Origin of the sequence: Acinetobacter sichuanensis, from assembly GCF_003024515.2 — a bacterium.
Lineage (GTDB): Bacteria > Pseudomonadota > Gammaproteobacteria > Pseudomonadales > Moraxellaceae > Acinetobacter > Acinetobacter sichuanensis.
The window spans coordinates 52785-65534 of the sequence record NZ_PYIX02000002.1 but is presented as its reverse complement, the minus strand read 5'-3'; the positions used below and the strand labels follow the sequence as shown (position 1 = coordinate 65534).

11 protein-coding genes are annotated in these 12750 nt (G+C 37.8%); 6 read left to right on the top strand and 5 right to left on the bottom strand.

Annotation, left to right across the window (positions count from 1 at the left end; translation table 11 throughout):
* The first annotated feature begins 93 nt into the window (after positions 1-93).
* From C9E89_RS01725 to C9E89_RS01710, 4 genes are all read left to right on the top strand, one after another.
* Positions 94-1221 (top strand): Re/Si-specific NAD(P)(+) transhydrogenase subunit alpha, encoded by a 1128-nt coding sequence (locus C9E89_RS01725; RefSeq protein WP_107006720.1) that lies wholly within the window; start codon positions 94-96, stop codon positions 1219-1221.
* A gap of 11 nt (positions 1222-1232) precedes the next feature.
* On the top strand, positions 1233-1553 hold the full coding sequence (locus C9E89_RS01720) for a proton-translocating transhydrogenase family protein (protein WP_068973100.1): 321 nt from the start codon (positions 1233-1235) through the stop codon (positions 1551-1553).
* Between the two features lie 3 nt (positions 1554-1556).
* Positions 1557-3011 (top strand): NAD(P)(+) transhydrogenase (Re/Si-specific) subunit beta, encoded by a 1455-nt coding sequence (locus C9E89_RS01715; RefSeq protein WP_107006719.1) that lies wholly within the window; start codon positions 1557-1559, stop codon positions 3009-3011.
* A gap of 365 nt (positions 3012-3376) precedes the next feature.
* Complete coding sequence (locus tag C9E89_RS01710; protein ID WP_107006718.1) at positions 3377-4588, top strand: ammonium transporter; 1212 nt, start codon at positions 3377-3379, stop codon at positions 4586-4588.
* Positions 4589-4640: 52 nt separating this feature from the next.
* On the opposite strand, the gene rsfS is transcribed toward C9E89_RS01710, so the two are convergent.
* From rsfS to C9E89_RS01685, 5 genes are all read right to left on the bottom strand, one after another.
* Entirely contained in the window at positions 4641-5042 is a 402-nt protein-coding gene (rsfS, locus tag C9E89_RS01705) for a ribosome silencing factor (protein WP_107006717.1), read from the bottom strand.
* Between the two features lie 102 nt (positions 5043-5144).
* Positions 5145-5939 (bottom strand): hydroxypyruvate isomerase family protein, encoded by a 795-nt coding sequence (locus C9E89_RS01700; protein ID WP_107006716.1) that lies wholly within the window; start codon positions 5937-5939, stop codon positions 5145-5147.
* A 48-nt stretch (positions 5940-5987) separates the two neighbouring features.
* Positions 5988-6860, bottom strand: coding sequence for an NAD(P)-dependent oxidoreductase (locus C9E89_RS01695; RefSeq protein WP_107006715.1), 873 nt, complete (start codon positions 6858-6860; stop codon positions 5988-5990).
* A gap of 30 nt (positions 6861-6890) precedes the next feature.
* Positions 6891-7679 (bottom strand): crotonase/enoyl-CoA hydratase family protein, encoded by a 789-nt coding sequence (locus C9E89_RS01690; RefSeq protein WP_107006714.1) that lies wholly within the window; start codon positions 7677-7679, stop codon positions 6891-6893.
* A gap of 80 nt (positions 7680-7759) precedes the next feature.
* Complete coding sequence (locus tag C9E89_RS01685) at positions 7760-10570, bottom strand: GacS-like sensor histidine kinase (protein ID WP_107006713.1); 2811 nt, start codon at positions 10568-10570, stop codon at positions 7760-7762.
* Positions 10571-10893: 323 nt separating this feature from the next.
* Here C9E89_RS01685 and cysM point away from each other — a divergent pair, with 323 nt between their 5' ends.
* Both cysM and C9E89_RS01675 read left to right on the top strand, forming a co-directional pair.
* Positions 10894-11808 (top strand): cysteine synthase CysM, encoded by a 915-nt coding sequence (cysM, locus tag C9E89_RS01680; RefSeq protein ID WP_107006712.1) that lies wholly within the window; start codon positions 10894-10896, stop codon positions 11806-11808.
* Between the two features lie 112 nt (positions 11809-11920).
* On the top strand, positions 11921-12742 hold the full coding sequence (locus C9E89_RS01675) for a 3'-5' exonuclease (RefSeq protein ID WP_107006711.1): 822 nt from the start codon (positions 11921-11923) through the stop codon (positions 12740-12742).
* Positions 12743-12750: the final 8 nt, after the last annotated feature.

Below are 12750 nucleotides of genomic sequence, written 5' to 3'. Positions count from 1 at the left end.
ATTAGAATCCAAAAATTCAGAACAAAATGCATCTAGGGGGAAACATCGTAACCACGATGTTTACTTGAAGAAAAATTAGCTTGAGGGACGCTCATGCAGATCGGAATCCCAACCGAAACTGTTCTCGGTGAAAGTCGTGTAGCTGCTACACCAGAAACAGTAAAAAAGTTGATCAGTGCTGGTCATAACGTAGTCATTGAACGTGGAGCAGGTAAAAAAGCTGCTTATATTGATAGTGCTTACGAACAGGTCGGTGCAAAAATTACGGATGATGCCTATACAGGTAGTCAGCTTGTTTTGAAGGTTCGTGCTCCACAAGGCAATGAAATTCAAAAACTTGCACCTAATACAACCATTATTGCAATGTTTGATCCGTATCGTAACCCTGACCTTGACCAGTTTGCTTCACAACAAGTATCTGCATTTGCGTTAGAGCTTTTACCACGAACATTATCTCGTGCGCAAAATATGGATGTACTGTCATCTCAAGCAAACTTAGCGGGTTATAAGTCGGTACTTTTAGCTGCTGCGGAATATCAACGTATGTTCCCAATGCTAATGACTGCGGCGGGTACAGTAAAGCCTGCACGTATTGTTATTATGGGTGTTGGTGTCGCAGGTTTACAAGCGATTGCAACGGCGAAACGTTTGGGTGCTGTGGTAGAAGCAACTGACTTACGCCCAACAGCTCGTGATCAAGTCGAATCACTTGGTGGTAAGTGGTTAGACGTGCCAATGTCAGATGAAGAAAAGCAAAAAGCTGCTGATGCTGCTAAAAATGGTTATGGATGGATGCCAGGTGAGCAATACATCAAAGACCAAGCCATCATCGTAGATAAAGCTGTTTCAAATGCTGATATCGTGATTACAACTGCTTTATTACCAGGTCGCGATGCACCACGTTTAATTAAAGCCGAAACTGTTGCCAAAATGAAACCAGGTTCAATCATCCTTGATATGGCGGTTGAAACAGGTGGTAACGTTGAAGGCTCGAAATGTGGTGAAAATGTTGTAACAGATAATGGCGTGACTATTTTGGGTATCCCAAATATTCCTGCAACTGTTTCGACAGAAGCTTCGGCGTTGTATGCACGTAACGTGTTTAATTTCGTAGAAACTTTATTTGATCAAGATAAAAACTTTAAATTGAATCAAGAAGACGAAATTCAAAAAGCACTTCTAGTAACACATGGCGGTCAAGTACTGCTCAAACGTGGTTAAGGAGAGTCATCATGGTTGAAACTATTACTATTTTCGTCTTAGCCATTTTTGTTGGTTACTACGTGGTTTGGGGTGTAACACCTGCATTGCATACACCGTTAATGGCGGTAACCAATGCATTGTCATCTATTATTATTGTGGGTGCAATGATTCAAACCGTAGGTATTCCTGGCGTTGTTGATGCCAACGTACAATTTCAAGATATCAATGTTGTAAGTGTGCTTGGTGCAGTTGCTGTGTTCTTGGCAAGTATTAATATTTTTGGTGGTTTCGCAGTGACTGCGCGTATGCTTGAAATGTTTAAGCCAAAACAAAAGAAAAAAGAGGGCTAATCCATGGAATTCATTAAAGAATATGCAGATTGGTTTTACCTGATTGGTGCTGTCCTTTTTATCTTAACTTTACGTGGTCTTTCAGGTCCTAAAACTGCGATTCAAGGTAACCGTTACGGTATGGTTGCAATGGCAATCGCTGTCATCACAACTTTCTTTGTTGCTGACCATCCTGTGATTTGGATGATTGGTGGGGCAATGGTGCTTGGTGCGGTTGTTGGTATTGCTCGTGCACGTACAGTGCCAATGACACAAATGCCTGAAACTGTGGCTTTAATGCACTCATTGGTCGGTTTGGCTGCGGTATTGATCGCAATTGCTGCGATCCTACATAACAACCAACTTACAGTGTTATTTGCTGAAAATGAATCTGCTTTAACTGCTGCGGGTGTTCAACATGCGCATATGAGCAAAGTTCATTTATTTGAATTATTTGTTGGCTGTTTCGTTGGTGCGATTACATTCACAGCTTCAGTATTTGCTTATGGTAAATTGGCTGCGAAGAAATGGGCAAAAACGATTTCTGGTGGATGGGTTAAACCTGTTCAAGCGGTTATATTCCTTGCAATGTTGGCGTGCGGTGTTTACTTCTTCACGACAGGCAATATGCAAGCATTCTGGGCAATGACTGCACTTGCACTGGTATTTGGTTGGGTTTGGATTGCACCAGTAGGTGGCGGTGATATGCCAGTGGTGGTTTCACTTCTTAACTCATTCTCAGGTTGGGCTGCTGCAGGTATTGGTTTTACACTTGAAAACAACATGCTGATCGTTGCGGGTTCGCTAGTTGGTTCTTCAGGCGCAATTCTGTCTTACATCATGTGTAAAGCGATGAACCGTTCAATCATCAACGTATTGTTTGGTGGTGCGATGGGTGGTGCTGCGGTTGCTTCTGCTGATAAAGGTGAACAAGTTCAACGTAACTACCGTTCAGGTTCTGCGGACGATGCTGGCTTCTTGATGTCAAATGCAGACAGCGTTGTGATCGTGCCTGGTTATGGTATGGCACAAGGTCGTGCTCAAAATGCAGTAAAAGAATTATGTGAATTACTTAAAGAACAAGGTGTAACTGTTCGTTTTGCAATTCACCCTGTTGCTGGTCGTATGCCTGGTCACATGAACGTCCTTCTTGCTGAAGCAGACGTAGCTTATGAAGACATCTTGGAAATGGATGAGATTAACTCAGACTTCCCTGCAACAGATGTTGTACTTGTGATTGGTGCGAATGACGTTGTTAACCCTGCTGCAAAAGATGACCCAACATCACCGATTTATGGTATGCCGATTCTTGAAGCACATAAAGCACGTACAATCATGGTGATCAAGCGTTCTATGGCGACTGGTTATGCTGGTCTAGATAATGACTTGTTCTATAACGAAAAAACCATGATGATCTTTGGTGATGCGAAGAAAGTTGTTGAAGATATGACGAAAGCGATTAATGGCGGCGGTCACTAATTTATACTTCAAAATCCCTCTTTTCTAAAATGGGATTTGGGAAGATCTAAAACCACCTTCGGGTGGTTTTTTTATTGATATTATTTTTAGTCTTAATCAAAGAAAACTAGATATCACGACAATAATTTTTTTGATATAAAAGAAGTGTGATCAAGATCTTAAAAAGATAAATTTTATGTAAACTATTTATATGAGAATGACCATTTGGTAAAATATGAAAAATTCCACTTAAATAAAAAATGAAAATGTAATTTAAAAAATATGGGGAATAATTGTTTTAACCAAGCGAGTTTAAATTAAGGCTTAAGGGGCATTCTAAAATTAGAATGGTAATTTAGAGAGTATGGATAGGGTTAAAATAACAGATGAAGCAATTATATCTCTATTTGGTACTATTATTTAGCTCATCACAAACATATAGCTTAACAACGGTCTCACCTGCACAATTTAATGCAATCAATACATTTTCTGATATTACACTGATTGTTTTAGGAACATTGTTTGTATTATTAATGCAAGCAGGTTTTGCTGTGATCGAAGGAGGCTATGTAAAAAATTCAAGAGCAATTTATAATCTAGGGATCAGTTATTTATCTGCTATTTTAGGTAATACTTTATATATTATTTTTTGTTTTCTATTGGTGTTTTTTGGCATATGGCAAACAGAAAATCAAAGCAATCATATTCAAATGTACTGGTGGCAATGGCAAATTTTTATTTTCTATATTTTAATGTCATCCACCATCACCACAATCGTAGGTCGAATTATTCCAATCAATATGTCGTCTAAAGTATATTGGATTGTGGGCTTACTTGTTTCAGGTGTCATTTTTCCAATATTAAGTGTTTCAGCTTGGGGGGATATTCTTTTTAATTGGCATTGGTTAAAAGATTTGGGTTTTATTGATTATGCAGGAGCAACAGTCATTCACTCATTTGCTGCATGGATCGTTTTAGCGGGTTATGTGGTTTTTAATCAATATCATCAAGATTATCCAAAGGAAACACATTATATATTTCAAGATCAAAAAATGTTGATTTTTTCACTGGCAGGTTTTGTTTTGTGGTTGGCTTGGTCGTGTTTAAACGTTGCATTTATTACAGGAATGACCATAGATATTATTACTGTATTAATTAATATTATTTCTGTTGTTTTTGGAGTATGTGTTGCTACCTTGGGCTATTTAATTTTAAAACCTCAAAAGTTTAAACGTGCCACTCTGATTAAAGCGCTTTTTGGTGGTTTAGTGGCGATTACCGCAAGTTGTGGCTTAGTGAGTATGAGTATTGCTTTTATTATTGGCTTTGTTGCAGCTTTAATGACGTGTTTATTGCCTAAATTACTCAAGCGTTGGATTCGAATTAGAAGTGTTGCTGATGTGGTCGTGATTCATGGCTTGTGTGGTGTATGGGGAACCTTAGCTGTGATCATGAATCAATTTGACAACTCTATTGTAGAAGTGAGTTGGAAATATCAGATGTTTGGGATTTTATTTACTTTTTTCTTAGGTTTTGGTTTGATGTACGTTATTTTTAAGCGAATTGCTTTGCATCCAAATTTAATGAATACCGAATAAAAAAATAAGAATAAAAAAGCGACCATGAGGGTCGCTTTTCCGTTTTTTATGTTTAGGCAACATGTTCAGGTGTTGTACGCCATAAACTTTCAAGATCGTAAAATTTACGTGCAGTAGGTAGCATGACATGAACAACGATCAAATCTAAATCGATTAGGATCCATTCAGCATCACGTTCGCCTTCAACACCAATCGGGCGAAAACCTGCTTTACGTGCTTCTTCTGCAACGTTGTCAGCAAGTGCTTTAACATGACGTGTTGATGTACCGCTTGCAATCACAATCGCATCTGCGACATTACTGATTTTGCTAACATCAAGTTCAAGAATATCTTTGGCTTTTACATCGAGTAGAGCTTCGTGTACAACTTTTAAACAAGTTTGCACATCTTGTTTGTGAGAATTCATTGCAAGTTCGAGAGAATTAGAAGCGCTGGGTGATGGTTCTAAATTCATATAAGGTATATTTTCCAGACAATAACTCATCGTCTAATATACCGCCTTTACTAAAAAAATTCAAATTTATACCTATAAATATTGTGGATATTTTTTAAGCGTTTATATTTGTGAGTGATCAGTAAAGTATTTGTTTTTCCATGCAAATGATTGATTAGAGTCAACTTGTGGTTTGTATTCAGCTGCGATATAACCTGTATATGGACTTTGTGCTAACCATTGGAAAATTTCTGCATAGTTAATTTGTGCTGTATCTGGCTCATGTCGCCCAGGACAGTCTGCAAATTGAATATGTCCAATCCACTCCAGATTTTCTTGTAGTGCAGCTAAAATATTTTCGCCCATCATTGCCATATGATAACAATCATATTGCATTTTTAATGCAGGATGTTGGACAGCTTCAAGCATCTCTTGAGCTTGAGCAATATTTTGCACTAAAAATCGCGGCATATCTGTGCCGTTAATCATTTCAAATACAGGTTGAATATTATGCTCAGTGCAAAGATGACAAGCCAGTTTTAAATTGCTAGAGAGTGTGTTTAAGCATGGGAGCAGGTCTGCATCTAGAGGTTGTTTTCCTGCTAGGATATTGATACTACTGACTTGCAATGACGTTGCATATTCAATCGCTTTTAATAATGCGTGATGAAACTCAAGTTCTTTTCCAGGTATGCCCGCTAGACCATTGCCACCTTGCATTAAATCACCTGCAGGTACATTAATGAGGCAAAGCGTAAGTTGATGATGCTCTAATTGTGTCTGAATATCTTGAATACTGAGTTCATAAGGAAACTGAATTTCGACATGTTTAAAACCATGTTGATGTGCTAAGGCAAAACGTTCTATTAGGGGAACTTCAGTAAAAATCATAGAAAGATTTACTGCGAGTTTGCTCATCATTTTGCTCCATGCAAATTACGTATAGGCTGAACGATAACGTCAATTTTATTTTTGAATTTCAACATGCTTAATCACAGTTGCTAAATCTGCATCAGCATAACCATTCTTTTGGTGTGCTTGCAATTGCGACAAGGCTTTTTTAGCAATAGGAATTTCTAAATTAAACTTTTTAGCTAAACTCACAGCATTATTTAAGTCTTTAGATAAAGTTTGCACTTTCCACTGCACAGGCTCGAAATGATGTGTTGCCATACGTGGTGTTAAAATTTGAAAAGGTTTAGAGTCAGCAAAACCACCTGCAAGAGCAGGTGCTAATAAAGTTGTATCAACACCTGCCTGTTCTGCAAGTGCGACTGCCTCAGCAATTAGGGTGCTATTCGCGGCAACGATCAATTGATTACAAATTTTAGTGGCTTGTCCCGTACCTGTTTCTCCCATACGAGTGACACGTTGTGAAAGTACATTATAAATAAGTGTAAGGCTTTGAATAGTTTGTGCATTACCGCCTGCAAAAATAACTAAAGTACCATTTTCAGCACCAGCCGTCCCACCCGAAACAGGGGAGTCAATCCAAATAACATGATGCTGATTTGCTTGATTTGCAAGATGAATCGTTTGATCTACAGATAGACTAGAAAAATCGACAATCACTTGTTTGGCTTGGAGATGAGGCTTAATTTGATTAAAGACGGCTTCTACAGCTTGATCATCAGCAAGACAGCTAAGAATGATTGGGTATTGTGCAATATTCTCAAGCTGTAGAGCATGTGCGCCAATGTCAATCAAGGGTTCACATGCACTTGCAGTACGATTCCATACTGCAACATGAAAGCCTGCTTGAACTAGACGAGTTGCCATACGACTACCCATTAAGCCCATACCTAAAAAAGCAATTTTGTGCTGTTGATCAAAACTCATAGTACCAATCTCAAAACGGTTCCTTGTAAATTATTTAAATTGGCGTGGTAAAAATTGTACTTCTGGATTTTTATCCTTTTTACGTGCCAATTGACTATTTTTACCTAAAAGTAGCTTTAATTGCCAAATTTTTTCTAAACGTAATGCTTTTTTAGGTGCATGTTCCATCGCATCTAATACGCGTTTAGCTGCCATTAAAGCATCAGGTGAATGTTGTAGCATCTCTTTTGCAATTTGTTGTGCTTTTTCTAATGGTGCAGCGTCAACATGTGTGACTAAGCCAATTTCTTTAGCATAATGACCATCAAAAATACGCGCAGTTAAGGTCAGTTCTTTGGCTAAATCTATACCAATAACCCCTTTAATTGAACGCGATAAACCCATATCTGGTACTAAGCCCCAACGACTTTCCATGATAGACATTTTAGTATCAGGATGGCTGATACGAATATCTGCAGCTAATGCCAATTGCATACCTGCACCAAAGCAAAAACCTTCAAGTGCAGCAATAACAGGAACAGGTAATTCTTGCCAAATCAAAAAAGCTTTTTGAAATAAACTTTGTCCAGGTTTGATAAGTTCCCAAGCAGCATAAGCTGTATTTTTAGGATTGTTTAAATCGGCAAGGTCAATGCCTGCACTAAAGACTTGCGCTTCACCAGTTAAAATGACACAACGAATGCTGCGATCTTTTTTGATTTTTTGAGCAGTGCTCACTAACTCGCGCAGTAAAGCAAAGCTCATTGCGTTACGTTTATCTGGACGGTTTAGGTAAACCGTTGCGATTCCATCTTTTTTTTCAATTCGTAATAATGACATCGTTTTTACTCTTATTGCCTTGTAACGCAGCATAGCATGGAGTGAGCTTTTACATCGTGACAGTGCAGTCACAGAAAAAATTAATTTGAATGATTCAAAATTTGCTGTGCGGCAGCTTCTACTTCGTGTATGACCAATTGCAAATGATCTAATCGTTGTAAGGTATCTTGAATGAATATTTCATCTGCTTTACGACGTTCTTTTCTGAGTGTTGAAATAAACTGTTCAAACTCGCCTGTAATACGTTGTAATTTTGGTGTGCCGACATAACGAGTTGCACCATATAAACGATGAAGCACATGCTCAAGCTGTGGAAAATCCTCTAATTCAATCAACTGAGAGATTTCATCGAGTTCCGTTGGAAAGCTATCGACTAGCATTTTAAGTAAATCTTGTGCCAAATCTTCTTTATTTGCGGCTAAGGCTAAGCTTTTTTTCCAATCTAAAATGTCAGGATCAAGCGCTTCAACGTAAACGTTATTTTCGTTGGTTTGCTGTGGTTGAGCAAATTGATCAGATGTCCATTCAGTTAAAATTTGAATTAATTGTTCGACTTGAATTGGTTTGGTTACATAGTCGTCCATGCCGACTTTTAGAAGTTTTTGCTTTTCATCGGCTAAAGCATGTGCTGTAAGTGCAATGATTGGCATACGCATACCATCGAGCGTAGATTCTAATGAGCGAATCGCACGTGTTGTATCAATTCCAGACATAACAGGCATTTGAATGTCCATGAAAACCAAGTCATATGGTTTTAAACCTTGTTCAATACGTTGCTGAATGGTGCTTAGAGCTTCTTGTCCACTTTGTACTTTGGTTGTTTTAACATTGAGTTCAGCGAGTAATGCTTCAAGTACAATCAAATTCGGTAAATGATCATCCACTGCTAAAATATGTAAATTACGCTCTTTAAAATCTTTGTGCTCTTCAGGACTAAATATAGGTTGATTGCTTAAAAGTTGAATCACTCCTGAACGACTTAAAGGTTGATAAAGTGGACGTGCACGATATTCATGTAACATATTTGGCTCTAAGGTCATTTGATAGCCATAAACAGCTAAATTACCTTGATAACGCCCACGAATTTCGCGTAATAAAGCTTCAGTATCGCCGCTATGATCTACAATCAGCCAAGTGTTTTCAGGCAGTTTAGATAAGCCATTTAAACGGCTAAATAAATCTAAAATTGACTGTGCTTCAGTATGAACGACTTGATAGTCTTCTAAATAATGACGTAAAACATTTGCTGTTGCAGGATGTGCTAAGAATGACAATACATGCATATCTTTAAACACTGGATGAATAATTTCTTCATTTTCATCCACTTGGAACATTGCGGTAAACCAGAATGTTGAGCCTTTTTCTGTAGGTGCACGTTCTTGGTTATCTTCAAAGCCAATTTGACCTTGCATTAAGTGAACCAATTGTTTTGAAATTGCTAAACCTAAACCTGTTCCGCCAAATTGACGGGTTACAGATGCATCGCCTTGAGAGAATGATTCAAATAATTTCTTACGATCTGTGCCACTGAGACCAATACCGCTATCTTGCACACTAAAATGCAATAAACACTGTCCAATATCATCATGTTCCATACGAACACGAACAATGATTTCACCATCAGGGGTAAATTTAATGGCATTGGAAATAAGATTGGTCAAAATTTGCTTAAAGCGTAAAACATCACCATTGACATGCTTAGGAACGGTATCATCATAGTAAAATGCCATTTCTATTTGTTTTTGTGCAGCCAACGGCGACAACATATCCATAACATCGAAAATTGCTTCTTCAAGGTCAAAAGGTGCAGTTTCGAGTTCTAATTTTCCAGCATCAATTTTAGAAAAGTCGAGTACATCGTTAATCAGCGCCAATAAATGAGCAGAAGATTTTCGAATCGTTTGTAAGTACAAGTTTTGATCATTACTAAGATTATCTTGTCTTAATAACAGATGAATAAAACCATCAATACTGTTCAGAGGTGTACGTAGTTCATGGCTGATATTGGCTAAAAATACTGACTTGGCTTGGTTTGATGAAATCGCTTGGTCACGTGCTTGTTTGTAAGTAATGTTCTGTACTTCTAAGGTGTCTAAAGTACGTCTTAAATCATCTTCGGTTTGCTCAGTATGTTCTTTTAGCTCTAGAAAACTAAAATGTAAGCGTTTCACAACGTTAGCAATATCTCGCTGTAATAAACGTAACTCACCTGTACTGTTAATCACCATATGTTGGTCAAGCGTATCGGCATTTAAACGTTGTAATTGCATGCGAATTTCGTACATTGGTGCGATCCAACGACGAGAATAGAAATTTAGACAGAGTAATAATAAAAGTAATGTAAATAATGCTGTGGTAATGAGCACGATCATCACACGATAATGCGCTATTTCTAAAGGTTGATTATCCAGTTCAATGCTTAACCAAATGGGTGCATGAGCGTCTTCAGTTTGAAGGCGAATCGCATAAATATTATTGTGTTGGTTGGATAATGGTCCTACAAAGCTTCCTTGTTGCGGAAGTTTGGGCCATGCTTTTCTATTTTGATAACCGACATTGAGTAAAGTTTGTTGATTAGGTAAAACAATCGCTGCACGAATAAGATATTTTTCATTAAAAATATGTTGGAGAATATTTTCAGCTTGTGGTCTATATTTGGGATTTGCTTGTATTAGACGAACGAGTTGTTCTGCGGTTGCTTGATAGCGACTTAAAATTGCAATAGCGGCATAACGTTGATTGGTTTTAGCAGCATTAGACGTTTCTTTCATGACCAAAAGTGCGCCGACGCAGGCTAAGACCATAATAGGTACAAAAATCAACGCAATTAACTGTCCATATGCGTGATTAAGTTTGAGACGTTTAAATAATTTTTTATTGAAATTCGACATGCATCAAGCCAAGACCTTCCCCGTAATGAGAATATTAACATGCTTTAATCGTCCTACATGAAATTATGATAAAGATCATGAAAAAACATCTTGCTTAAATATTGTTTATGCTGTTTTAAAGATAAACTTATCATTTCTAATTCTAAGTTGCTTTGAAATTATTTTATATTATTCATTTTATTTGAAAAAATACTTTTAAGTCATTGAAGTACACCCAAGTTTTATGTGCTGAGTTTGATCATTCTCATCAGAATTTAATGGAAAGCAGTGCAGGGTGTTTTATTTTTTCATACAATACGCGCACCTCGATCTAGGTACATACCATGAGTAATACACAAGTTGATTTCTTAGCAGACGATTTTTTATTAGACCATTATGTCGGTAAGACGCCATTGGTGCGTTTACAACGTCTCGCAAATCATACTCAAGCAACGGTGTTGGCGAAACTTGAAGGAAATAATCCAGCAGGTTCAGTGAAAGACCGTCCAGCATATAACATGATTATGCAAGCTGAAAAACGTGGGCAAATTCAGCCAGGTGATACCTTGATTGAGGCGACGAGTGGAAATACAGGTATTGCTTTAGCAATGGTTGCTGCAATGCGTGGCTACAAAATGCGTTTGATTATGCCAGCTGCCTCAAGTCAAGAGCGTAAAGATGCAATGCGTGCTTATGGTGCAGAGTTAATTGAAGCTGCAAGCATGGAAGAAGCGCGTGATCTGGCTTTGCAAATGGAACAAGAAGGACAAGGTCTGGTTTTAAATCAGTTTGGTAATCCAGATAATGTTGAAGCACATTACTTAACGACTGGTCCAGAAATTTGGCAACAAACTGAAGGTAAAATTACCCATTTCGTGAGTTCTATGGGGACAACAGGCACGATTATGGGGATTTCAAAATATTTGAAAGAGCAAAATCCAGAGATTCAAATTGTGGGTTTACAGCCATCTGAAGGTTCAAATATTGCGGGTATTCGTCGTTGGCCTCAGGAATATTTGCCGACTATTTTTGATCCAAAGCGTGTCGATCGCATTATGGATATTCCACAAATCGAAGCTGAAAAAACAGCACGCGCTTTAGCACGTAAAGAAGGGATTAGTGCAGGCACTTCATCAGGTGGAGCCGTGTGGGCATCAGTGAAAATTGCTGAAGAAAATCCAAATGCTGTGATTGTCTGTATTGTGTGTGATCGTGGTGATCGTTATTTGTCTACAGGTTTATTTTCAGTTGAAGACTAAAACCAATATTTGACTCAAGTTGACCTGTTATTTTATCGCGGTGCATTGTTTCTTTGTTGAAACTCGGGTTAATGTGTAAAATAATTTAAGTCATGATGAGAATGCTTTAGTTATGCGTTTACCCGTACTAGTTTTTGATATAGAAACGTTGACTGACCATCGTTCAGGTGCACATTTGTACGGGTTGGATTTGCCTGAAGAAGATCTTGAACAGGCTTTGATGAAAATCCGTCGCCAAGAATCAGGTATGGATTTTCAACGTTTACCCTTACATGAAATTGTGTGTATCTCAGGTTTTTGGCTTGATGAAAATGGTACAATGAAACTCTTTTCATTTAGCCAAGAACATTTTTCTGAAGCTGAAATTTTAAAGAAATTTTTATCTATTTTTGATAAACGTCATCCAACTTTAGTGAGTTGGAATGGTTCACAGTTTGATTTACCTGTGATTTTATTCCGTGCAATGTATCATGGTTTATCGGCACCGAGTTTATTTGATCAAGGTGAGATTGATACGCAAAAACGTTATAATAACTACCAAAATCGTTATCATCATCGTCATGTCGACTTGATGGATGTGATGGCAATGTTTAATGGTCGGCATTTTCAAAAATTAGATGATATTGCACATTTACTTGGTTTTCCTGGTAAGCGTGGTATTAAAGGTTATTTTATTCCTGAATATGTCAAAACCAAACAATGGCTCAAGTTGACCAGTTATTGTGAGGGTGATGTATTAAATACATGGTTGATTTTCTTGCGTTGGAATCTGTTAAAAGGACAAATTTCTTTATCAGATCATCAGTTATGGATTCAGGCAACCATTCATTATTTACAAGGTCAACCGCAACAAAATGAGTTTGTGCAGATTTGGCGTGAAACTTCACAAAAAACTGCATTTAGCGCATCAGATTTTCCTTCCACTACAGATTAGGTTATTCC